At 59.9% G+C, this 22,382-nt stretch carries 18 protein-coding genes, 1 tRNA gene and 1 pseudogene; 9 read left to right on the top strand and 11 right to left on the bottom strand.

Annotated elements, in window-relative coordinates; translation table 11 throughout:
• Positions 1-66: 66 nt before the first annotated feature.
• Genes meaB through ROSERS_RS02795 form a run of 3 tightly spaced genes read right to left on the bottom strand, consistent with a single transcriptional unit; the run spans position 67 to position 5,590 of the window.
• Positions 67-1,203, bottom strand: coding sequence for a methylmalonyl Co-A mutase-associated GTPase MeaB (gene meaB, locus ROSERS_RS02805; RefSeq protein WP_011955324.1), 1,137 nt, complete (start codon positions 1,201-1,203; stop codon positions 67-69).
• On the bottom strand, positions 1,200-3,422 hold the full coding sequence (gene scpA / locus ROSERS_RS02800; RefSeq protein ID WP_011955323.1) for a methylmalonyl-CoA mutase: 2,223 nt from the start codon (positions 3,420-3,422) through the stop codon (positions 1,200-1,202). The genes meaB and scpA overlap by 4 nt, the downstream gene beginning before the upstream one ends.
• The gene (locus tag ROSERS_RS02795; protein ID WP_011955322.1) at positions 3,419-5,590 is read right to left on the bottom strand and encodes a methylmalonyl-CoA mutase family protein; all 2,172 of its coding nucleotides are present in this window, start codon (positions 5,588-5,590) and stop codon (positions 3,419-3,421) included. Before ROSERS_RS02795 ends, scpA begins: the two co-directional genes overlap by 4 nt.
• A gap of 257 nt (positions 5,591-5,847) precedes the next feature.
• On the opposite strand from ROSERS_RS02795, the gene ROSERS_RS02790 reads away from it, so the two are divergent.
• Positions 5,848-5,923: transfer RNA gene (locus ROSERS_RS02790), tRNA-Gly, on the top strand.
• 49 nt (positions 5,924-5,972) lie between these two features.
• Positions 5,973-6,449 carry a cyclic pyranopterin monophosphate synthase MoaC gene (gene moaC, locus ROSERS_RS02785; RefSeq protein ID WP_011955321.1) on the top strand — a complete coding sequence of 159 codons (477 nt, stop codon included), beginning with the start codon at positions 5,973-5,975 and terminating at the stop codon, positions 6,447-6,449.
• Here moaC and ROSERS_RS02780 read toward each other — a convergent pair.
• Together ROSERS_RS02780 and ROSERS_RS02775 are read right to left on the bottom strand one after the other, a co-directional pair.
• Complete coding sequence (locus ROSERS_RS02780) at positions 6,446-7,174, bottom strand: SDR family oxidoreductase (RefSeq protein ID WP_041332847.1); 729 nt, start codon at positions 7,172-7,174, stop codon at positions 6,446-6,448. The two genes, moaC and ROSERS_RS02780, sit on opposite strands and share 4 nt — an antisense overlap.
• 365 nt (positions 7,175-7,539) lie before the next feature.
• Positions 7,540-8,391, bottom strand: a complete 852-nt coding sequence (locus ROSERS_RS02775) for a BtpA/SgcQ family protein (RefSeq protein ID WP_011955319.1) — start codon at positions 8,389-8,391, stop codon at positions 7,540-7,542.
• 786 nt (positions 8,392-9,177) lie between these two features.
• Between ROSERS_RS02775 and tcmP the strand changes: the two genes are divergently transcribed.
• Positions 9,178-9,465, top strand: a complete 288-nt coding sequence (gene tcmP / locus ROSERS_RS02770; protein WP_041332844.1) for a three-Cys-motif partner protein TcmP — start codon at positions 9,178-9,180, stop codon at positions 9,463-9,465.
• Positions 9,466-9,471: 6 nt separating this feature from the next.
• Here the strand turns inward: tcmP and ROSERS_RS24645 are convergent.
• A protein-coding gene (locus tag ROSERS_RS24645) for an IS5-like element ISRfsp3 family transposase (protein WP_085979421.1) occupies positions 9,472-10,529 on the bottom strand; the annotation gives its coding sequence in 2 pieces (ribosomal slippage) (positions 9,472-9,998 and positions 9,998-10,529; 1,059 coding nt in all).
• A gap of 60 nt (positions 10,530-10,589) precedes the next feature.
• On the opposite strand from ROSERS_RS24645, the pseudogene ROSERS_RS02755 reads away from it, so the two are divergent.
• The 5 genes and pseudogenes from ROSERS_RS02755 to ROSERS_RS02735 all read left to right on the top strand — a co-directional run.
• Positions 10,590-11,045 (top strand): annotated as a pseudogene (locus ROSERS_RS02755) (DUF5131 family protein); the annotation flags it as partial.
• Positions 11,046-11,457: 412 nt separating this feature from the next.
• The gene (locus ROSERS_RS02750; protein WP_011955318.1) at positions 11,458-12,309 is read left to right on the top strand and encodes a metallophosphoesterase family protein; all 852 of its coding nucleotides are present in this window, start codon (positions 11,458-11,460) and stop codon (positions 12,307-12,309) included.
• Between the two features lie 14 nt (positions 12,310-12,323).
• A complete protein-coding gene (locus tag ROSERS_RS02745) occupies positions 12,324-13,304 on the top strand; it encodes an AAA family ATPase (protein ID WP_011955317.1) in 981 nt (326 codons plus the stop codon).
• Between the two features lie 12 nt (positions 13,305-13,316).
• Positions 13,317-14,705, top strand: a complete 1,389-nt coding sequence (locus ROSERS_RS02740) for a VWA domain-containing protein (RefSeq protein WP_011955316.1) — start codon at positions 13,317-13,319, stop codon at positions 14,703-14,705.
• A gap of 552 nt (positions 14,706-15,257) precedes the next feature.
• Positions 15,258-16,331 carry a DUF3782 domain-containing protein gene (locus ROSERS_RS02735; RefSeq protein ID WP_011955315.1) on the top strand — a complete coding sequence of 358 codons (1,074 nt, stop codon included), beginning with the start codon at positions 15,258-15,260 and terminating at the stop codon, positions 16,329-16,331.
• A 92-nt stretch (positions 16,332-16,423) separates the two neighbouring features.
• Here ROSERS_RS02735 and ROSERS_RS02730 read toward each other — a convergent pair whose 3' ends face one another.
• Positions 16,424-17,440 carry a polyprenyl synthetase family protein gene (locus ROSERS_RS02730; RefSeq protein ID WP_011955314.1) on the bottom strand — a complete coding sequence of 339 codons (1,017 nt, stop codon included), beginning with the start codon at positions 17,438-17,440 and terminating at the stop codon, positions 16,424-16,426.
• Positions 17,441-17,613: 173 nt separating this feature from the next.
• On the opposite strand from ROSERS_RS02730, the gene ROSERS_RS02725 reads away from it, so the two are divergent.
• Positions 17,614-18,033, top strand: coding sequence for a BlaI/MecI/CopY family transcriptional regulator (locus ROSERS_RS02725; RefSeq protein ID WP_011955313.1), 420 nt, complete (start codon positions 17,614-17,616; stop codon positions 18,031-18,033).
• A 58-nt stretch (positions 18,034-18,091) separates the two neighbouring features.
• Here ROSERS_RS02725 and rimO read toward each other — a convergent pair whose 3' ends face one another.
• The 4 genes from rimO to ROSERS_RS02705 all read right to left on the bottom strand — a co-directional run bounded on the left by rimO (position 18,092) and on the right by ROSERS_RS02705 (position 22,239).
• On the bottom strand, positions 18,092-19,510 hold the full coding sequence (gene rimO / locus ROSERS_RS02720; RefSeq protein WP_011955312.1) for a 30S ribosomal protein S12 methylthiotransferase RimO: 1,419 nt from the start codon (positions 19,508-19,510) through the stop codon (positions 18,092-18,094).
• Between the two features lie 3 nt (positions 19,511-19,513).
• Entirely contained in the window at positions 19,514-20,011 is a 498-nt protein-coding gene (locus tag ROSERS_RS02715) for a YajQ family cyclic di-GMP-binding protein (RefSeq protein WP_011955311.1), read from the bottom strand.
• Positions 20,012-20,026: 15 nt separating this feature from the next.
• Complete coding sequence (locus tag ROSERS_RS02710; protein WP_011955310.1) at positions 20,027-20,824, bottom strand: helix-turn-helix domain-containing protein; 798 nt, start codon at positions 20,822-20,824, stop codon at positions 20,027-20,029.
• A gap of 119 nt (positions 20,825-20,943) precedes the next feature.
• Complete coding sequence (locus ROSERS_RS02705) at positions 20,944-22,239, bottom strand: family 16 glycoside hydrolase (protein ID WP_011955309.1); 1,296 nt, start codon at positions 22,237-22,239, stop codon at positions 20,944-20,946.
• Positions 22,240-22,382: the final 143 nt, after the last annotated feature.

The raw sequence follows: 22,382 nt of genomic DNA, 5'->3' as shown, positions 1-22,382 counted from the left end.
GTGCTGTTTCACAAGCTTGAGTCACGGAGTATACAGCCCATCCACAGCAGGATCATAGAACTATGTTCACCCTTGTTCCTCCCCCTGCAACGCGCTCTCAAACGCCCGGATCAGGTCCTGCACTGCGGTCGTCACCGGCAGCGTCCCTTCGACGACCGCCTTCTCGATGGCGGGCAATCGCTCCTGCACGACCGGATGCCCGAAGAAGCGGGTGCGCAGGTGATCTTCGATCAGGGTGTAGACCCAATCGCGCGCCTGATCGCGCCGTCGCGCAGCGAACACGCCCGATGCCGTTGTTTCGTCGCGGAAGCGTTCGATCTCTCGCCAGATTTCCGCGATCCCTTCGCCGGTCTGCGCCGAGCAGATATAGGCGCGCGGACGCCACCCCTCCGTGGCAGGCGTCAGGTAGCGCAAGGCATGTGTGTACTCCGCCTGCGCCGCCAGCGCGCGCGTGCGGTTGTCGCCGTCGGCTTTGGTGATCAGCAGCGCATCTGCCAGTTCGATAATTCCCTTCTTGATCCCCTGCAATTCATCGCCAGCGCCTGCCAGCATGAGGAGCAGAAAGAAATCGACCATCCCGCGCACTGCGATTTCGCTCTGACCGACGCCGACCGTCTCGACCAGGATGATGTCGAACCCGGCAGCCTCGCAGACGAGGAGTGTTTCCCGACTCTTGCGCGCCACCCCGCCCAGACTGCCACCTGTCGGCGAGGGACGGATGTAGGCGTTCGGGTGGCGCGCCAGGCGCTCCATGCGCGTTTTGTCGCCGAGGATGCTGCCGCGCGAGATACTGCTCGACGGATCGACCGCCAGCACCGCCACGCGATGCCCGCGGTCACAGAGCATTGTGCCGAGCGCCTCGATGAAGGTGCTCTTGCCAACGCCAGGCACACCGGTGATGCCCACGCGCAGTGCGCCGCCAGTGTACGGCAGCAGTTCACGGAGCACCTCCTGCGCCAGCGCCATGTGCGCCGGGGCATTGCTCTCGATCAGCGTAATTGCGCGCGCCAGGATCGAGCGGTCGCCGCTACGCACACCGGTAACATATTCCTCGACCGTGAGCAGGCGACGACGGGGCGGCGGCGCTGCCGGCGCGCTCACCTGCTGACCTGGCAACCCGTCGTGTCCACCGGTCACCCCTTCCACCACCGAAAGCGCAAAAGGCATCTCCTCAGAGGAAGCAGAGTGTTGACCGTTGCTCATGCTGCGTCTCGCGTCTGAACTGTCGGACCGGTCTCGACGCCATCACCGTGCAGTCGCCGTTCCAACTCGTGCAAGAGTTTCTCGGCAGCGACCGGGATAATCGTGCCGGGACCGAAGATCATCGCTGCGCCATGTGCGCGTAGAAAATCGTAATCCTGCGCCGGAATGATACCGCCGATCACCACCATAATGTCCTCACGTCCGAGTTTGCGCAATTCCTCAACCAGTTGTGGCAGTAACGTCTTGTGCCCGGCAGCCAGCGAACTGACGCCCACCACGTGCACATCGTTCTCGACCGCCTGACGCGCCACCTCTTCCGGCGTCTGGAAGAGCGATCCGATGTCCACGTCGAATCCGAGATCGGCGAAGGCGGTCGCTACCACTTTTGCGCCGCGATCATGCCCGTCCTGCCCGATCTTGGCGACCAGAATGCGCGGACGACGACCTTCCCGTGCTGCGAACGCATCCGCCAGCGCGCGCACGTGGTGGATCTGCTCGACATCGCTGAATTCGCTGCTGTAGACGCCCGAAACCGAGCGGATGGTCGCTTTGTAGCGCCCGAAAACTTTTTCCATTGCCATCGAAATCTCTCCCAGCGTCGCGCGCGCCCGCGCCGCTTCAACCGCTGCTTCCAGCAGATTGCCCTCACCGGTGGCAGCCACGCGAGTCAGCGCATCGAGCGCCGCCTGCGTGCGCGACTCGTCCCGCTCGGCGCGCAGTTTCTTCAATCGCTCGATCTGCGCCAGGCGCACGGCAGTATTGTCAACCTCCAGGATTTCAATCGGCGCCTCGTAGGGCAGACGATACTTATTGACCCCGACAATCGTCTCACGCCCAGAGTCGATATGCGCCTGACGACGCGCAGCGGCTTCTTCGATGCGGAGTTTCGGCAACCCGGCTTCGATCGCCTTCGCCATGCCGCCCAGTTCCTCGACTTCCTGGATGTGCATCCAGGCGCGCCGCGCCAGCGCATCGGTCAGATACTCCAGATAGTACGACCCGCCCCACGGATCGATGATCTTGCAGATGCCGGTTTCTTCTTGCAGGTACAGTTGCGTATTGCGCGCAATCCGCGCCGAGAAGTCGGTCGGCAGGGCAATCGCCTCGTCCAGCGAATTCGTGTGGAGCGACTGCGTGTGCCCCAGCGCGGCAGCCATCGCCTCGATACACGTGCGCGCCACGTTGTTGAACGGATCCTGCTCGGTCAGACTCCAGCCCGATGTCTGGCAGTGCGTGCGCAACGCCATCGACTTCGGATCTTTGGGGTCGAACTGCCTGATAATCTTTGCCCACAGCATCCGTGCGGCTCGCATCTTGGCGATCTCCATGAAGTAGTTCATCCCGATCGCCCAGAAAAACGAAATGCGCGGCGCAAACGCATCGATGGAAAGACCCGCCTTCAACCCGGCGCGCACATACTCCAGACCGTCCGCCAGGGTATACGCCAGTTCGAGGTCGGCGGTCGCACCGGCTTCCTGCATATGGTAGCCGGAAATGCTGATACTGTTGAACTTCGGCATGTGCTTCGCCGTGTAGGCGAAAATATCAGCAATGATGCGCATCGACGGTTCAGGCGGGTAAATGTACGTGTTGCGCACCATGTACTCTTTGAGAATATCGTTCTGGATCGTGCCGGTCAACTGATCCTGGCGCACCCCCTGTTCTTCGGCAGCGACGATGTAGAACGCCATGATCGGGATGACGGCGCCGTTCATCGTCATCGACACCGACATCTGATCGAGCGGGATGCCGTCGAACAGGATTTTCATATCGAGCACCGAGTCGATCGCTACCCCCGCCTTGCCCACGTCGCCAACGACGCGGGGATGGTCAGAGTCGTAGCCGCGGTGGGTCGCCAGATCGAACGCAACCGACAACCCTTTCTGCCCTGCCGCCAGGTTGCGCCGGTAGAACGCATTGCTGGCTTCCGCCGTCGAGAAGCCGGCGTACTGGCGGATCGTCCAGGGTTGGGTTACATACATGGTCGGATACGGACCGCGCAGGTAAGGCGGAATGCCAGCGGTAAAGCGCAAATGCTCAAGACCCGCAATATCTTCCGCCGTGTAGAGCGGACGAATATCGAGTTGTTCCATCGTGCGCCAGACGAGCGTGTCAAGCGGTCGTCCCGCCTCACGTTCGGCGCGTTCGCGCCACTGCTCACGATCCGGTGCAGCAGCGCCGTCACGGTAGGGAAGCGTCGTAAAATCCGGGGTTTTCACGCAGCAACTCCTTTCAACTGTTGCAACCGCACCAGGGTCTCGTAACAATTCGCGCGCAAATGGATGAACTCATCAACCCCGGCAGCTCGATAGGTCTCGATCTGATCGGTCGGATAGCCTGCCAGCACAACGGTCACATCGGGACGGCTCGATTTGATCAGACCGGTCAATGCCGGAACGATCTCCGGGTAGGTCTCGTCGGTAGAGCAGATCGTCACAATCCCTGCGCCTGATTCGAGCGCCGCCTGCGCCGCTTCTTCGACGGTGGCGAACCCGCTGTTGCCAATCACCTCGAAGCCGCCCGCCTCGAAGAAGCCGGTTGAGAAATCGGCGCGCGCTTTGTGCTGCGGTATCGGTCCCATATTGGCAAGGAAGACCTTCGGACGTGCGCCGGTACGCGCCATGTATGCCTCTGCCGTGGTCCGCAGCGTCTCGAACTGCTCCGCAGCGCGGTGGAACGGGATCGGTTCGATGGTTGGACCGGCGGCATCACTGGAAGCCAGGGCGGTCGCAAGATCGCCAAGGGTCGCACCGATGCGCGCTGCGGCGATTGCCCGTTCAACCAGACGATCCGGCGCAGCGGCAAGCGTCTGGGTCAGCGCGCCCAGCGCATCCTGACGCGCCTGTGGATCGACCGCGTGACGAACGCGCTGCACTTCGGCAGAGCGTTCTGCCTGAACCGCCGCGTGATCCACCATTCGCACCGTCAGTGGTTTCTCCTTCAGGTTCGGGTACATATTCACACCAACGATCACCTCACGGCGGTGGGCAATTGCGGAGAAGCGTTCAGCGCGCGTCGCAGCGACGAACGACTGAGGGAAACCTGCGACCAGCGCGTCAGCCATCCCTCCCTTGCGCTCGATCTCCTGGAACAGCGCCCACGCCTTCTGCGCCACCTGATCGGTCAGCGTCTCAATTGCCCAAGCGCCGCCGGGCGGATCGATCACGCGAATGAAATTGCACTCCTCCTGGAGAATAATCTGCACATTGCGCGCAATGCGACGTGAGAACTCATCGGGCAACCCAAGCGCCTCATCGAAGTGACTGACGTGCAAACTATCGATGCCGCCCATCACTCCCGCCATCGCCTCACCGGTTGCGCGCAACATGTTATTATAGGCATCGAAGCGCGCCTTTGTCCATGCCGACGTTCGACCGTGGATGCGCATCTTTTGCGCCTGCTCGTCGCCGCCGAAGGCGGAAACCACCCGCGCCCACAGCATACGCGCAGCGCGGAGACGCGCGATCTCCATAAAGAACTGCGACCCGATCGAGAAGGCGAACTGCATCCGTGGCGCGACGACATGCACATCCAGACCACGCGCCTGCATCGCGCGAATGTATGCCACACCGGTTGCCAGAGCGCACGCCAGGTCCTGCACAACCGAGGCGCCACCGTTGTGATAGACGTGCGTCGCAACCAGGATGGTGCGCAGGAGCGGCGCGTGGACATGCGCCCAGGCTGTCCACTGCGCCATCAGGTCGTAACTGCGCTCCAGCGAGAGCGGCAACGACCCCTGCACCGCCAGCGCACCGAGTGGATCGGCACCAATACACCCGCCGATCCGGTCGAATCCCACACCGGAGCGCTCGGCAGCAGCCAGGATCAGCGCCGCAACCGGCACTGCGTTCGCACCGGCTGCCACCAGCAGCGGCGTTCGATCCAGCGTCACGCCCTCCAGCAGCGTCACCGCATCGTCCACCGTCGCCAGCGACACGCCACCCGCACCGACCAGCGCCATCGGAGCGGCATCAGGATCGAGTCCTTGCAGGGTCGCCTGATCAAGCGGCAGGTTGAGTGACGTCAGTCCACGGGACAGATCGCTGCGCGCCGCCTCATTGACCTCGCGCGGCAGGGGGTAGGGCAGTTCCTGGCACACCTCCCAGCGCGCGATGACATAGCCAAGCGCCCGAGTACTTCGCACAAACGGCTCAAATCCCGGCAGCGAGTTGACCTGCGGCAGACCCGCAATGTCCTCGATGTTGTAGATCGGTTGCAGCAGGATGTTCTCATACGTTTTGGTGATCAACCGTTTCTCGAATGGCGCACCTTTGAGCGTCTTTTCCGCCACAGCGCGCCACTCCTCGTAGGTCGCAGGAGGGAACATGTCGAACAGGGGGTGTACCGCCGTATCGCCAGCCGCTGTCGTCTGCGCCTCTTCGCTCATGGCAGTGCTCCTCGCCGGCAATGATTGCTGTCTATCAGGGTAGTTGTAGTATATCAGTAAAAAGACACATCCGGTTACTCCGGCTCCTTAATGTGTGACAATCTTCCGGGAATATTTGTTATCTTCAGAGCCGGAATTGTGTCCAGGTGTAAAATTCTGCCACCTGGGTTGCAATCCGACAATCCATCCTGCCACGCTGCGCACCTTTGCCGTGTTTGCATTTTCTCCTTCTCTGTGCTATAATCATCAGCGCTGATGCGGGAGTGGCTCAGCTGGTAGAGCGATACCTTGCCAAGGTATAGGTCGCGGGTTCGAATCCCGTCTCCCGCTCCAACAAAGCCGCTCGAATGAGCGGCTTTTGAATTTCTTCTCTCCGCTGCCTATGAGTGACCTGACCCATCTCGACGAATCGGGACGCGCGCGGATGGTCGATGTCGGCGCGAAGGATGACACGCTGCGCGAGGCGGTCGCGCGCGGCGAGGTGCGCATGCGCCCTGAAACATTGCAACGCCTCGCAGCAGGCGATATGCCCAAAGGCGATGTGCTCGCCACAGCGCGGATCGCCGGTATCATGGCCGCCAAGCGCGCTCCAGACCTGATTCCGCTCTGTCATCCCCTGCTGCTCACCCACGTCGCCGTTGACGCACGTCTTGATGTCGCAACCTCGACAGTTCAGATCGAAGCAACCGTGCGCACTGTCGGCAAGACAGGCGTGGAGATGGAAGCACTGACTGCGGTGAGTGTCGCAGCGCTCACGATCTACGACATGTGCAAAGCGATCGATCGCGAGATGCAGATTGGCGCGATCCGTCTTGTGCGCAAAAGCGGCGGGCGAAGCGGTGACTTCGTGAACGATTAGTGCAAAAGATGTCCCCCATCAACCGGGAGCGTCACACCGGTTATATACCCGGCCTGTGCCAGGAAGATCACCGCATCGGCAATATCCTCAGGGCTACCGATGCGCCGCAGCAGGGTGGTGCGCGCGACCCGTTCCGCCTGTTCAGCGCCCCAATCGTCAGGAAGCAGGACTGGACCCGGCGCAATCGCGTTGACCCGAATTTCCGGCGCCAGGTCTTTTGCCAGCGCTCTGGTGAGCGTCACCACACCACCTTTGCTAATCAGGTATGGTGTGTGGTTGCGCCACGGTCGTTCAACGCCCACGTCGGCGATGTTGATGATTACGCCGTGCGATGCGCGCAGGGCATCAGCAGCGCGTTGCGCGACGAAAAACATGCTGCGCAGGTTCGTGTTCAGCAACTCATCCCAACGTTCTTCCGTCACGCTCCCAACCGGCGTTGATCCCCAGATGCCAGCGTTGTTCACCAGAAGATCAAGCCTGCCCCACTGTTCCAGCGTTGCATCCACCACGCGCTCGCAGTCGGCGACCCGGCTTAAGTCGCCGGGAATGGCGATGCACTCCACGCCATACGTGCGCATTTCTGATATCACTTCTTCCGCTGACGCTGCGGATGCGTGATAATGAATCGCAACACGCATACCAGCGCGTCCGAGGGCCAGCGCAATCGCCCGCCCCAGTCGTCGCGCACCACCGGTAACCAGCGCTGCTTTGCCGTGAAGGCTCATGGTATGTCTCGCGTCTCCTGTCGTCCGCAAGGAAACAAATGGATCAACACATGCGCCAGCGCCCAACGGTCAACCCTTGCACGTGGCGCAGGGTATGCGCACAACCTGCCGCCTTCAACGCACAACCTGCCGCCTTCTACCCCCATGCGTCGCCTGGGTATGCCTTCAACCTCTGCGTCCTTTACGCCGCTCTGGTTTTTCCATGCATTGAGTCTACCGCAAAAAGGGCGTGTCACCACAACGGCGCAGCGTTCACAGAGGAAGATGCTGAGCGAGTCGCTCCAACGCAGCGCATACATTTCGTTGTTGAAGTTCTCTGCGCACTCGGCGTCTCGGCGGTGCGTTTTTGCAGTGAAGTCATGAATTTACATCGATGATCGCGCTGCGGCAACGAACCGCCGCACCCGTTCGACATCCACCCGATTCTCGATCCGACCGTCTTCTTTAATGCTCGACCCGACGATCACACCATCCGCCACGTCCATAAAGGCGGCGATGTTGCACTCATCGGCGCCACTGCCGATCAGGAGCGGTCGATCGCCGGACAACGCTTTCGCCTGTCGCACCTTCTCCAGATCGGGCGCATCGCCGGTCATGCGCCCGGAGACAATCAGCGCATCCGCACCGAAGAAGCGCGTCCATTCGATATGGGTTGCCAGGTCGATGCCGGGGAAACGCACCGAATGCTTCTTGTCAACATCGGCGAAGATGTTGATATGTTCGGCGTGAAGTTCCTTGCGTCGGCGCATCAGGTCGGCGGCGCACCCCTCGTCCCAGGCGCCCGTATCCCAGACCCCTGCCCCGGTGAACATGCAGACGCGAATGAAACTGGCGCCGGCGGCAAGGGCGATCCCCAGGAGCGCAACACCGCCATTGTGCACCAGATTGATGCCGAGCGGCAGATCGATTGCACGGCGAACAGCATGCGCCGCGACAGCATGAGCCGCGATACTCTCCGGTTGCACATTCGGACCGGCGCGAAAGGGAATATCCCACATATTCTCGACGATCACCCCATCGACGCCGCCTTCAGCGAGAGTGTGGGCATCGTACAACGCCTGATCAATGATCGTCTGCATCCCATAGCCGGTATACCCCGGCGCACCCGGCAGGGGCCAGAGATGCACCATGCCGATGATCGGCTTCGGCGTGCGAAAGATTGCGCTCAAATCACGAATCCGCAGCGCATCGAGACGCTGTTTCCATGGAGGAGTCATCGTCTGCTGGTATAAAATCGTTTACGGATGTCGCAATGATAGCAGGCGGGGGGAGGGATGTCAATGAGCGGTTTGCGGCATTCCTGTGCGCGTTTGCCCCTCATCCTCCGACCCTCTGCTCCCACAAAGTGAGAAGGGGAAGTTTGGTCCGCCTGATGACCAAAACGAGAGAAGGAACGCGGGGGCTTCCCAAAAACCCACCCGTGGAAGCCCCGCATGCGTGGGGGACTGTGGGGCGACGCCCGCCTGCGCGGGCGAGAGTCGTGCGCCCTACTCCAGGAGCGGGAGAGACGCCACCTCAGGTGCGCGCCGGAGGCGCGCACCCCCGCAGAGACGCTCCAGCCCCGCAGGGGCTCCCACGCGCTCAGGGAGGGCTGTGAAGATTGGAGCATTAAGTTCCGGTATGTGCCGCGTGCCGTCGGAGTGAACCCCTCGGCTAAGCGGGGCGACGCCCGCTGCGCGGGCTATACCGGATTTCATTCTCACAACTCATAATGCGCCGCAACGATGCAGACGGGTTGCCCTCACCCTGATCTTCCGAGGAAATACAGAGCGCCGCCTCCGCCAGATTGATCTGGTCGTCGGGCAGTTGGGCTGTGGCGCGAAAACGACGGCGTGCAGGCGACGTTATGGTTCATCGTATGCGATGCGCAGGTGTAAGCAATCGGGTCCTCCCCGATGATACCACATAACGCCATCGAATTGAGCAACGAGTGTTGACCTGTTATACAAGTTATCGTACAATTGTTCTGGCATGCTGTCTTAACCTTGTCCTGGAGCAACGTCATGACCGACCATCGTTTCGGCGGCGACTGGACAGCCGACAAACTGGAGCGTGTGCGCAAGTACCTGAAAGCGTACATGACTATTTTCAGCGGCAATGAAAGAGCCAGGAAGTTGACGCCCATCTACGTCGACGCTTTTGCTGGCACGGGGTACCGCACACCGGCATCCGATCCACCCCCGGATAAGCCGCTTTTTCCAGAACTGGAAGAACCCGAAACCAAGGCTTTCCTCAAGGGCAGCGCCCGTATTGCGCTCGAAGCAAAATCGCCGTTCAAATTTGTTCAATAGACTTCATCAAGATTCGTTTTGATTTTTGGACTGCTTTTTGCGTTTCAGCCAAATTCGGAAGTTATGCAGCCCGCAACATGTTTCCATGACCATATCCCGAAATTCGGAACAACTGAAGCGGATAATGTCGTGAATGATTCGATACCGCTTGATATCGCCGATAACATGTTCAATACGAACGCGAACGGATGAGATACGCCGGTTTTCCTCCTTTTCCTGCGGCGTGAGGGTTCCATTGCGCGGCTTCTTCTTTGGCTGCATAATCTGGACGCCAGGCAGGGTAAATCCTTGAAATCCGGCGTCTTGATAGAGAATGCTCGCGTTTGGAAGGGTGTATCCCGCTTCATCCGCAATACATTTATCGTGGACCCTTCCTTCGTAGGTGTCACTCAAAAAGTGAATAGAGCCAAACTCATCAATGATGAGAACGTTCTTAAGCGTATGTCGTTTCTTCTTACCGCTGTAATACAACTCCCGGTCGACTTTGTCGCTTGGACGGCGAATGGGACGTTCTACGCCGTCATGGATAAAAAGGGGGGCGCTTTTGTCGCATGCGACGGTTCTTCACACGACGGTTCTTCACACGACGGTTCTTCACACGACGGTTCTTCACACGACGGTTCTTCACACGACGGTTCTTCACACGACGGTTCTTCACACGACGGTTCTTCCTGCAATCGCCTCGCCAGGTCGTCGGCAGTGCGCGCAGGCAGGAGATTTTGCTGTGAAAGCGCATAGTTCAGCGCTCCGTGCAAAAGATGCACCCATTTGCTTACGTTTGATTGGCTCATTTGAAAGAGGTGTCCGTGCATCACTTGCGTTGGGTTTTGTTTTAAGTAGGTCAAAATAAAGAGCAATTTATCTTCTGTTGTCGGAAGCGGCGAGTTTGCATACGAGACGTAGCGACGACAATATCGGACGCGGCCATCAATCGTGCGACGTTTCATATACGCTTCAAATGCGGCGTGGAAGATCGGAACCAGCGCGTGGAACTCTTCAACGGTCAGTCCGGTCATAGAGCGTAATTTCTCCGGATTTTCGATAATGGATCGATACTTACACATCGTTTTTCTCCATTTTCAGATTGTACAAAAATAGTATATCACTAAATCTTGATGATGTCTATTCAGCGTGTGTTCGCAACGATGCGCGACTGTCCGCAGCATACGTTTCAGATCCTGACCAAACGCAGCGCACGCCTGCGCGACCTGGCGCAGTATCTCGATTGGGCGCCAAATATCTGGATGGGGGTCAGCGTCGAAAACCGGCGCGTGATCCAACGGATTCACGATCTTCAAACGGTTCCTGCGCATGTGCGCTTTTTATCGTGTGAACCGTTACTGGGTCCACTAGACAACCTTCCGCTCGACGGGATCCACTGGGTGATCGTCGGCGGTGAGTCGGGTCCCGGTGCGCGCCCGATGCAGGCAGATTGGGTGCGCGCGATTCTGGAACAGTGCCGACGCGCACACGTGCCGTTCTTCTTCAAGCAGTGGGGCGGGGTGCGCAAAGACCTGACCGGTCGGGAACTGGACGGTTGCACGTATGACGAAATGCCGCTGAATGGCAGACAGCACTGAGCCTGTGCCGCTGCATGCAAGACGGTCAAGTGCGCATCGGGCGGATGTTCATCATAGAGACCAGAGACGCCAGCCGTAGCGGAACGGATCGGTTTCGGGCGGCGTGTCCGGCGCCGGGGGCGATGGACGGTCGTCCAGCGCATGAGCAGCGTCTCATGGGAAGGTGAGCGGGTCGCGCGCGAGTGGTTTGCGTTGCTGACGACGTATTGTACCACGTCTGGGGAAGAAACAGGGAAGCGGCACATACACTTTGCATCTACCAACGATCACGCGAAGACAGAAAGAAACATGGTATCATTTTCCCCATTTCACCACCGTCCATGCTATAATTTCTCGTGAAGATCCCCGCTCTTCTCTGTCCGCATAGCGTTCAGGGTTGTCGCCAGACGGCTTATTTTCGTGACCGTAGCATATGCGTATTGCCTGTACTGCCGATCTCCACGGGAACATTGCCGATTATCGTGCGTTGTTCGAGTTTGCGGCGCAGCGTCAGGCGCATGCGGTCGTTGTTGCGGGAGATCTTCTGCCGCACGCGATGCGGCGTGACGATGCACTGGAGACGCAACGCAGGTTTGTCGAGCGTGACCTTGCACCGGCGCTCCGTGTATTTCGCGCACTCCATCCGACGGTAGCCGTCTATCTGCTGCCCGGCAACGATGATTGGGCAGCGGCGTATGTCGCAGTGGAAGAACTCGCGGTTGAAGGGCTGGCGCACCCTCTCCACGAGCGGGTCTACCGGTTGAACGACGATCTCTGGATCGCAGGGTACGCCTGTGTGCCGCCGACGCCGTTCAGCATCAAGGATTTCGAGCGCTGCGACGAGGGGGCGCTGCCAGCGTTCAGTTTCGATCACGCCTTCGTCAGTCGCGGCGGTATTATTCGACCGCTCCAACGCCACGAGTTCGAAGGATTGCCCTCAATTGCAGACGATCTGGCTGCACTTGCCGGGCGCAGCGACCCACAACGAACGGTGTATGTCTGTCATACACCGCCGGTCGACACGCCGCTCGACCTGATGCCACGCGGGCGACACGTCGGCAGTCGAGCGCTCCGCACCTTTATTGAACGCTACCAACCGCCGCTCACCCTGCATGGGCACATTCACGAAGCGCCAGCGCTGAGCGGAACGTATGCAACCCGGATTGGCGCAACCTGGTGCATCAATCCGGGTCATGATCAGCGCCGTTTCCACGGCGTTCTGATCGAACTGACGGACGGCATGGTTCGCATGGAGCACACCGTCTACGGCACACAACCAGAGTAGAAAGGCTATCGGCAGTGTTCAACACGATTAGCGATGTCAAAGCGGCGCTCAGCGCCCAACGCTACATTCCTTCCGATGAAATCGCCACCACTGTGTTTCTGGCGGAGAAACTCGGCAAGCCGATCCTCGCCGAAGGTCCGGCTGGCGTGGGTAAAACCGAACTGGCAAAGGTTTGGGCGGCAGCGACCGGGCGCGACCTGATCCGTCTTCAGTGCTACGAGGGTCTTGACGAAACCAAGGCGCTCTATGAATGGGAATACGCCAAGCAACTCCTCTATACGCAGTTGCTGCGCGATAAACTCAACGATCTGCTGGCGGGCGTCACGAGCCTTGCCGAGGCTGCCGACCGACTGGCAGCCGAAGAGGATGTGTTCTTCTCCAGCCGTTTTATGCTGCCACGCCCGCTGCTGAAAGCGATCACCAGCGAGCGTCCGGTGACCCTGCTGATCGACGAGATCGACCGCGCCGACGCTGAGTTTGAAGCATTCTTGCTCGAAGTGTTGAGCGATTTTCAGGTCAGCGTACCGGAACTCGGCACCATCCGCGCCCGCCATCAACCAATGGTTCTGCTCACCAGCAACAACACCCGCGAACTGTCTGAGGCGCTCAAACGGCGCTGCCTCTATCTGCACGTCGATTATCCCACCGCAGACCAGGAGTTGCAGATCATCAATCTGAAGGTGCCGGGGCTGCCGCCCAAACTGGCGCAGCAGGCAGTTGAACTGGTGCAGCGGTTGCGCGGTATGGATCTGAAGAAACACCCCAGCGTCTCGGAGACGATCGATTGGGCGCGCGCGCTGCTCGAACTTAACGCGCGCCACCTCGACCGGGCGACGATCGAGAATACCTTGAATGTGCTGCTGAAATTTGAGGGCGATCTGCAGCGCGCGCGCCGCGCGATGGTTCGTGATGAGGGTGATCGAACACGCCGCGAACGGGATGAATTCGGGCGGTTGCGCCGCGACGACGAGAGTGGCCGCTTCCGCGGCAACTAGGGGAGGAATGGGATGGATCAACGGGTGGTTGATTTTATCCGGGCGCTGCGCGCCAGAGGTGTGCGCATCTCGCTCGCCGAAAGCATCGATGCCATGCGTTGCATCGAAATCGCCGGCGTTGCCGATAAACAGATCTTTCGCTCGGCGCTGCGTGCGTCGCTGGTGAAAGAGCCGCGCGACCTGCCAACGTTCGATGAACTCTTCCCGCGTTTCTTCGGGCTTGACACACCGCCGCCGCTCCACCAACCCGGTAGCGGGATGTCACCCGAAGAGCGCGAACAACTGGAGCGCATGCTCCAGCAGATGCTGGCGTCGTTGACGCCGGAGCAACTCCGCCGTCTGTTCGAGATGATGATGACCGGACAGGGCATGAGTGGCGGTCAGATGCGCCAGTTCCTCAGCGAGAACACCACTGCGATGCAGATGGTCACCGGCTTTCAGCCATGGGCGACACGCCGTGCGCTGCGCGAGTTGCACTTCGACCGTCTGGAGCAGTTGCTCCAGGAATTGCTCGAACGTCTGCGTCAGGCGGGGGTCAGCGAGGCGGCATTGCAGCAACTGGAGCAGGAAGCGCGCGAAAACCGCGCAGCACTGGCGCAGCAGATCGGCAAGGAGGTCGGCAACGGGTTGCAGCAGTACGAAGCCGAGGAGCGCCGCCGTCGCCCTATCGAAGACCTCCAGGATCGCCCGTTCGAGGAGTTGCAGCACCAGAACGATGATGATATGCGCGCCGTCATCAATCGCCTGGCGGCGCAGTTGCGCACCCGCGTCGCGCTCCGGCAGAAACGCGCAAGTAAAGGCGCACTCGACGCCAAAAGCACGATTCGCGCCAACCTGCGCTACAGCGGTGTCCCGCTCGATGTTCGCTATCGCCACAAGCATTTGAAGCCGCGCATTACCGTCATCTGCGATGTGTCCGGCTCGATGCGCGCCGTTACCGGCTTTATGCTCATGCTGGTCTACGCGCTCCAGGATCAGATCAGTCGCACCCGACCGTTTGTGTACTACCGCACCATCGCCGATGTGCAGGCTGATTTCCAACGGTTGCGCCCCGAAGAGGCGATCCGCGTCGTGCCGGAGCGGGTGCAGGGCGGTCCATGGCAGACAAACCTGAGTGAGTGTCTGGCAACCTTCACCCGCGATCACCTCGACGCGGTAGACCGCCGCACGACCGTGATCTTCCTCGGAGACGGGGACGATCACCTGTCGCCGCCGAACCCACGCGCGTTCGAGATCATCAAACGGCGCGCGCACCGTGTGGTGTGGTTCAACCCGGAGCCACCCTACCGCTGGGGACGCGATGATAACCATATGCACATCTACGGTCCGATGTGCGATGCGGTGCACCACGTCAGCAATCTGCGCCAGCTCGTCGCAGCGGTGGATGGGTTGTTTCCGTGAGCACCCTCAGCAGTTCTCAGATACGTTGACCATCGTCCGGGTCTGCCGTGTCGCACAAGGCGCCCGCGTCCGGCGACGGGTGCAGCCCCATCCAACGGTCCTTGTAGGAACCGCGCTCTCCATCTCCGCGCCTCCGCATGAACTGGTCTGATGCACACAGAGACGCGGAGCATGCGGAGGGATGGCGCACACGGCGTCTGCGTTCAATGGCGGGTGCAACCCTGCCCAACAAGACCAATCTTTGTGAGAACTGCTATAATCCGCCGTACACTGGTGTTCCTTCACCATCTGCGCTGTTTGCCACGAGCGACGGGTATCCTGATCGAGGACATGATGCCCTCGCTCCTGGGATAGGTCGCATCGCTGCGTGTCGGCGCGACACCCACGTACTCATGCCCCTCTGATGCCGGAACACATTTCAGCGAACTGTTCGTAAGAAATTCGATTTCGGTCGTCACGCGCACCCGCTTCGCGCCCAACAGAGCAACAAACGAGCGGATATGCTAGAATACCAGGCCATGGGTGGCACATTTCGGAAAAGACTGGTGAGCCATGCCGCTGGAGCGCGAACACGTTAAAGCCATCATTCTTCAAGAATTGCCCGCTATCCTGGAGCAGGACGCTGACGTCCGGCAACTTATCCTGCGGCTGGCGCAGCAACATTTCGCCAATCGCGGCGAAACCGAGAGCCGGTTCGACCGCGTGCTGGAAGAATTGCGCCGTGACCGGGAAGAACAACGCCGCACCTGGGACGAAAATCAGCGCGCCCTCAAAGCCATGCAAGACGAAGCCAACCGCAAATGGGAAGAACAAAACCGCAAATGGGACGAAAATCAGCGCGCCCTCAAAGCCGCGCAAGATGAAGCCCGCCGCACCTGGGACGAAAATCAGCGCGCCCTCAAAGCCGCGCAAGATGAAGCCCGCCGCACCTGGGACGAAAATCAGCGCGCCCTCAAAGCCATGCAAGACGAAGCCAACCGCAAATGGGAAGAACAAAACCGCAAATGGGACGAAAATCAGCGCGCCCTCAAAGCCGCGCAAGATGAAGCCCGCCGCACGTGGGACGAAAATCAGCGCGCCCTTAAAGCCATGCAAGATGAAGCCAACCGCAAATGGGAAGAAGATCACCGGGAAATCATGGCGATGATCCGGCGCATGGAAGCGCTGGATCGCAAATATGACTCCACTATTGGCGCTCTGGGCGCACGCTGGGGGTTGTACTCCGAACAGTCCTTCCGTAATGCTCTCAGGGGGATTCTAACCGGGTTCTTCAACATCGAAGTCATCAACGTCATTGAATATGACGATACCGGCGCCGTCTTCGGTCGTCCGGATCAGATCGAACTCGACCTGATCATCAAAAACGGGCTGTTGATCATCTGTGAAATCAAGTCCTCAGTGAGCAAAGCAGACGTCTACGCCTTTGAACGCAAGGCGCGCTGGTATGAACAGCGCCATGCGCGGCAGGCGGATCGGTTGATGATCATCTCGCCGATGATCGACGCCAGAGCGCGCGAGGCAGCGCGCCGGTTGCAGATCGACATGTACAGTTTTGCCGAAGAAGCCGGGGAAGCGCTCTCCGGAGAAGCAGAGCGCAGCGACCGCGCCACCAACGCCGATTGCTGAGACCGGCAGCATACTGCGGGCGGTAGTTACCCTTCGCTTTCAGCGCGCCTCTTTTGCCTCCACCCGCGCAGCAGGCAGGAACGTTCAAACGTTCAGGCGCGCCGTCCCAGCAGGCTGGTTGCAATCGCGCGCAATTCTTCCAGCGCCGCCGCATCACCGCGCGCGCGATCAAGCGCAGCAAACGCCTCGCCGTGGTACGCCGCAGCGGTTGCTTCCGCATACACCCGCGATCCCGCAGCATCAAGGATCGCCAGCGCCTGACGCACAGCGTCATCGTCGAGTGTCGCCTGCGCATAGAGGTTCATCAGACGCTCACGGTCGGGAGAGGTCGTCAATGCGTGAATGACGGGCAGGCTGAGTTTACGACGGTACAGATCGGCAGCGAACGGCTTACCGGTGACAGCGGGATCGCCCCAGATACCCAGCACATCATCCTCGATCTGAAACGCCAGACCGAGCGCACGCCCGAAATCGGACAGCGCCTGGATCGTCTCTTCATCGGCGCCACCGACGAGTGCGCCAAGTTCGGCAGAAGCAGCGATCAGCGCCGCTGTCTTGCGCTCGATCATCGCCAGGTAGGCGGCTTCATCGATCTCCAGGTTCCCCTCGTAGCTCAGATCAAGAAACTGACCCTCGCAAATGGTCAGGATGGTCTCATCGAACCGCCGCAGCACATCGAGGATCGTCGCCGCTGGCAGGCTGGTCAGCGCCAGGCGGTGGAGCGACAGATGCGCAACAGTAAACATGCCATCGCCGGTATTGATCCCCTGCGCCAGACCCCACAGTTTCCACACCGTCGGGCGACCGCGACGCGTATCGCTCTGATCCTGAATATCATCGTGGATCAGCGAGAAATCGTGGATTAACTGGATCGCTGCCGCCAGCGGCAGGGCATCGCGCGGGTCGCCGCCAACAGCACGACAGCTCAACAGGCAGAGGCGCGGGCGCAACAGTTTGCCTGGATCGAACGTCGCCGGACGCAATTCTTCGTCGCGCCAGCCGAGGTGATACTCCTGCATCGCATAGAAGCGCGCCACCCGTTCATCCGCCAGCGGAAACGCCGCACGCATCGCCGCCTCGATCGCTGTTCGCTCATCTGAGTGCTTCATAGGTGTCATCCTACCGTAATCTTATGTAACCGGTCAGTAATCCGCTGCTCTTGAGGTTTGCGCGCGGCGTTAGTACACTGCATATGAGTAGAGCGCACCCGATATTCCGAACATGCTGGCGCTCGTCGGTACAATCCGTAGCGCCACTAACGCCACCGAAAGGAGTAGCGTCGATGCCGCTGAACATGCGTTTTCGCTTCAGCCCCACCAAGGATGGACTGGTCAAAGTGCTCGGACCGCTCGAGACGGACATTATGCAGATCATCTGGCAGGACGAGCGCAGCACGGTCAAGAAAGTCCATCGCAAACTATCGCAGCAGCGTGAGATCGCCTATACCACGGTGATGACGACTATGAGCCGCCTCGCCGAAAAGGGTGTGTTGCGCCGCCACCGCGAAGGACTGGCATATGTGTACACACCAGCGATCAGCGAGTCCGATTTCGTCACCATGGTGGTGCAGCAGGTGCTCGACGGCTTGCTGGATGACTACAGCACAACGGCGGTCGATTATATGATCGACTACCTTGCGCGCCGGAACCCGAACGAACTGCGACGCATCCAGAAGACCATCCAGGCACGCATCGCCGCTTGAAGAGAAGACGAGGAGTGTGAACATTAAAACGGGAGTAGCGCACATAACACCGGGCACGCTACGTCCCGTTTTCACTCCTCGCATCGTCCGCAGGCGCTTCGACCATCTCACCCCACAGGTCATAGTCGAGTGCCTGCGTCACCCGCACATCAACGAATGTGCCAGTGGCGGCGGTTCCCCAGAACAACACCTGTCCATCGACTTCGGGAGCATCGCGGAAAGAGCGTCCGACGCTCAGCAGGCGCCCGTCGTCGGTCTGTCCCTGTCCCTCCACCAGCACCCGAATGACACGCCCGACCCAGCGACGGTTGCGCTGGCGCGAAATACCCTGCTGTAAGCGCATGATCGTATGCCAGCGGCGCTCAATGACTCGCTGTGGTATCTGATCCGGCAACGCTGCTGCTGGCGTGCCTGGCTCGCGTGAATAGCGAAAGACCCCTACCCGGTCGAACTGCACTTCTTCGAGAAACGCCGTCAACGCCCGAAATTCGGCACTGGTCTCCCCTGGAAAGCCGATGATGAATGTCGAGCGCAGCGCAATATCGGGCATCGCCGCGCGCAGGTCGGCAATCAGGCGTCTGGTGCGATCACTGTCGGGCGGGCGGTGCATCCGGCGCAGCGTTTCGGGATGGGCATGCTGCAACGGCATATCCAGGTAATGGCAGATCTGCGGATGGCGCGCCATCGTGGCAATCAGGCGCTCGCTGATGCCGTGGGGGTAGGCGTACATCAGGCGCACCCATCTATCCTTCGGCAACACCGCACAGAGTTCGTCGAGCAACAGCGCCAGACCGTCCTTCAACCCCAGATCGCGCCCGTAGTCGGTCAGGTGCTGCGCCACCAGCACGATCTCTTTCACCCCGGCGTCTGCCAGTTCCTGCGCTTCGCCAAGGATCGCCCCTACCGCTTTGGAGCGCATATCGCCTTTGAACGACGGAATGGTGCAGAACGCACAGCGAAGATTGCACCCATCGGAAATCTTCAGATACGCCGAGGGACCGGTAATGCGCCGACGGATCGGCGCGGTACGCCAGTCGGCGTATGCGCCAGGGACGCGCAGATCGTCGGACGAGGCGGGAGCGCTGGAGAGAGGAATGATCTCGCGCGCTGCCGAGGATGCAGCGACCGCCGGTTCACGCTGAAGGGTGTCGACCACGTCCCCGATGCGCATCCACTCGCGGGTGCTGAGCAGCGCATCGACCCCGGGCGCTGCCGCAACAAGCGCGCTGTGGCTTTCTGCCATACAACCGGCTGCGACCAGGTATTGACCAGGCGTTTTGCGGGCAGCGACTTCACGCAGCACGTCGAGGGTCTCTTCCCGCGCCGCAGCGATGAAGGAACAGGTATTCACGACGACCACATCGGCATCGTCGGCATGTGCGACCGGCGTATGCCCCTGTGCCGCCAGAATGCTGCTCATGCCCTCGCTATCAACCTGATTTTTCGGACACCCAAGGGTAATAATATGAAACTTCATCTCTTAGCGATAATTGGTAAATTGGAGCGGAATAGCGAACTCATCCTGATGTTCTTTGACCAGACGAATGACTGCCTGCAACTCATCGCGGCTTTTGCTCCCGACCCGCAGTACATCGCCCTGAATGCGCGGTTGCACTTTTGGAAAATGATCGCGAATGAGTTTCGCCAGTTTTTTCGCCACATCTTCAGGAATACCGCGCTGTAACAGCGCAACCTGACGTACACGACCGCCGCTGACTTCCTGGATCGGACCGAACTTAAAAATCTTGATCGAAAGATTGCGCCGCAGCGCCCTCGTCTGAATGAGATCGCGCACTGCGGTCAGGTGCATTTCCGATTCGGTCGTAATCGTCAATTCCTTCTCGCTTAGCACGATCTCAGTTTTCGTATCTTTCAAATCATAGCGCGTCGCCACTTCGCGCCGCGCCTGATCGACCGCATTGATCAGTTCCTGACGATCAAAATCTGAGACGATATCGAATGTGCTTTCAGCAGGCATAGCATATCCTCCCGCTTACGGCGGCCACTCGAACGTTACCACTTCACCGGGTCTCGTTCCGAGGCGGCGTTCCTGATCATTGATCACAACCGTCACAACCGCGGCATTTCCGGCGCGCACCGATACCGACCGGCGAGCGGTAAAGCGCACCGAACGTCCTGGCGCCAGCACCCGGCGAAAAACCGATTCCCCATCGGTTTTAATCTCAAGCCACGATCCAGGATTATCGCCCGGATCGATCCGCACTTCGAGCACGATCGGCGCTTCTGGCTCACGGGTGGGCGTTGGAGACGGCGCAACTTCAACGCCAGCTACGGCAGGCGTCGCCGTCTCCGGCAGCAATGGCGCGGTCGTCGCTTCGCGCGGTACGGTCGGCAATGGACTTGGCGCAGGTGGGATGGTTGCCGTTGGGATCGTCGCGAGTTGCGCATTCTCGCCGATCCGGTTGGTCGCGCTCAACACCAGGTATGTCACGCCGACCATCGCCAGCACTACGAAGAAGACACCGATCAGGCTCGGAGCAACACATCCATGCACGCGGGGATTGGATGTCGCCGGAACAACCCGGATCGGATCGGTACGCCCGCGCTCATAGCGGTACAGTTCGATCAACTCGTCCGCCGAGAGACCGAGAAACGCGGCATAGTTCCGAATAAAGCCGCGTGTGTACACATCACCGGGAAGATTCTGGTAATCGCCATCTTCAAGCGCAACAAGATACCGCTGCAGGATGCGCGTTTCGGCAGCAGCCTGCGCCAGGCTGATGCCCTGACTTTCGCGAGCCGCGCGCAGGCGCTCGCCCAGCTGGCTCATATCGTTCTCCTGGGAGCCTTGCGCTTACAGGCGCGTCTGACGCAGCGTATTATAAATGAAAGCGCGCGATACGGCAACCGCGCGCTTTCAGGCCGCGAACGATGACGTGTCGCACAATCTTATTTCAACAGCGTGACAACCACGTTGTCAAAATCCGCGCCTGCCTGGGTGTCAAAGTTTTCCAGATAGAGCGCCGCCTGTCCGGCAGCGACGCGGGTATCGGTAAAGGTCTGCAATTGAACGCCATTCACACTGAAGCTAATCCTGTTCCCCTCTGCTCTCAGCGATACCCGGTTGACCCTTCCCGGCTTGATGGCGGCATTGCTGATCGGCTCGCGCAGCGTCGTCCAGCGGTCATCGACCGAGACGAAACAGCCGTACCGGTCACGCCCATCGATCCAGCAGGCGTAGTAGTTCTTAGCATTGCCTCGACTGCCTGGGCTGTAACGCACCGCGACGCCAGCGCGCGAATTGCCGTTGATCAGCACATCCGCACTCACCTCCAGGTCGTTTGCCGGGCTGACGTCCGGCGCCGTCAGGTAGTACAGATCGGAATCGCTGAGCGTAATGCGATAGACCCCCTCTTCGATCACTGCCTGGAGACTCGCCGAGGAGTCGGTCACCCAGGCGTTGTCATCGTCGATAAAATCGAACGCAAAGCGCGTGACGGACGAATCACCCGAGAGAGGAACGGCGGGATCGATCACATACGATTGCAGGATGGCATCGAGCGGGGATTTGAGTTCGTCGAACTGTTCTCTCGGAATGCCGAACGTCAGGAGCGACACTTTATCGACATCCCGGTAGACGAATGTATTCGCCAGCAATGGCGCATCGACCCCGCCGCTCGCCTGCGCAGTGTAACTCCAGATGATCTGCACGCCGCCGCTGCGCAGTTTTTCCGGCGGGTCCATCGAGAAATCCTTCTCGTCCTTGAAGATGTTGACGAATGAAGTCGCACGCTCCACCAGATCGTCCTGCGTCAACGCTTCCTGCGACTCGGTGATGCTCAGGATGATCAGCCCGTTTTCAGCAGCATCGGTCCAGATATAGACCAGCGTGTTCGCATTCGCGTTTTCCTGCAAACTCCAGCCGACCGGCACGTCGATGCTGAACAATCGCTGCGGATGGCTGAATGTTTCCAGGCGATCAATAACAACCGGGATCAGCATTCCTGAGCCTGTCCCCGTTCCACCTGACGGACTCGTGGGCATGATCGTCGGTTGCGGTTGCGCAGTTGGCGCTGCGGTCGGGAGCGGTGTGGCAGTCGGGCGGGGTGTGGCGGTCGGGCGGGGCGTGGCGGTCGGGCGAGGTTCGGGAGTGGCGGTCGGTGGTGTGCCAAGTGAAACGCTGCATCCGGACAGAACGAGAGCGACCAGCGCCACCAGTGCGGAGAGGCGGAAAGAATGCATCATGAAAACCCTTTCTGCATGGTCAAACCGGTGGCGCGAGCGCTCGCGCTGTACAAGAAACACCGCGCCACGTGCCTGCTTCGCATTGTAGCACGTCGCCATACGCTTGAAAAGCGTGCAATGCAACCAAACATGCTTCTACTGCC

This window comes from Roseiflexus sp. RS-1, assembly GCF_000016665.1.
Classification (GTDB): domain Bacteria; phylum Chloroflexota; class Chloroflexia; order Chloroflexales; family Roseiflexaceae; genus Roseiflexus.
This window is presented reverse-complemented; position numbering and strand designations above follow the sequence as displayed.

Bases quoted from the DNA above. Each gene is read 5' to 3' on its own strand.
- meaB (WP_011955324.1), bottom strand. From the start codon at position 1,203: ATGAGCAACGGTCAACACTCTGCTTCCTCTGAGGAGATGCCTTTTGCG.
- ROSERS_RS02795 (WP_011955322.1), bottom strand. From the start codon at position 5,590: ATGAGCGAAGAGGCGCAGACGACAGCGGCTGGCGATACGGCGGTACAC.
- moaC (WP_011955321.1), top strand. From the start codon at position 5,973: ATGAGTGACCTGACCCATCTCGACGAATCGGGACGCGCGCGGATGGTC.
- ROSERS_RS02780 (WP_041332847.1), bottom strand. From the start codon at position 7,174: ATGAGCCTTCACGGCAAAGCAGCGCTGGTTACCGGTGGTGCGCGACGA.
- ROSERS_RS02775 (WP_011955319.1), bottom strand. From the start codon at position 8,391: ATGACTCCTCCATGGAAACAGCGTCTCGATGCGCTGCGGATTCGTGAT.
- tcmP (WP_041332844.1), top strand. From the start codon at position 9,178: ATGACCGACCATCGTTTCGGCGGCGACTGGACAGCCGACAAACTGGAG.
- ROSERS_RS02750 (WP_011955318.1), top strand. From the start codon at position 11,458: ATGCGTATTGCCTGTACTGCCGATCTCCACGGGAACATTGCCGATTAT.
- ROSERS_RS02740 (WP_011955316.1), top strand. From the start codon at position 13,317: ATGGATCAACGGGTGGTTGATTTTATCCGGGCGCTGCGCGCCAGAGGT.
- ROSERS_RS02735 (WP_011955315.1), top strand. From the start codon at position 15,258: ATGCCGCTGGAGCGCGAACACGTTAAAGCCATCATTCTTCAAGAATTG.
- ROSERS_RS02730 (WP_011955314.1), bottom strand. From the start codon at position 17,440: ATGAAGCACTCAGATGAGCGAACAGCGATCGAGGCGGCGATGCGTGCG.
- ROSERS_RS02725 (WP_011955313.1), top strand. From the start codon at position 17,614: ATGCCGCTGAACATGCGTTTTCGCTTCAGCCCCACCAAGGATGGACTG.
- rimO (WP_011955312.1), bottom strand. From the start codon at position 19,510: ATGAAGTTTCATATTATTACCCTTGGGTGTCCGAAAAATCAGGTTGAT.
- ROSERS_RS02715 (WP_011955311.1), bottom strand. From the start codon at position 20,011: ATGCCTGCTGAAAGCACATTCGATATCGTCTCAGATTTTGATCGTCAG.
- ROSERS_RS02710 (WP_011955310.1), bottom strand. From the start codon at position 20,824: ATGAGCCAGCTGGGCGAGCGCCTGCGCGCGGCTCGCGAAAGTCAGGGC.
- ROSERS_RS02705 (WP_011955309.1), bottom strand. From the start codon at position 22,239: ATGATGCATTCTTTCCGCCTCTCCGCACTGGTGGCGCTGGTCGCTCTC.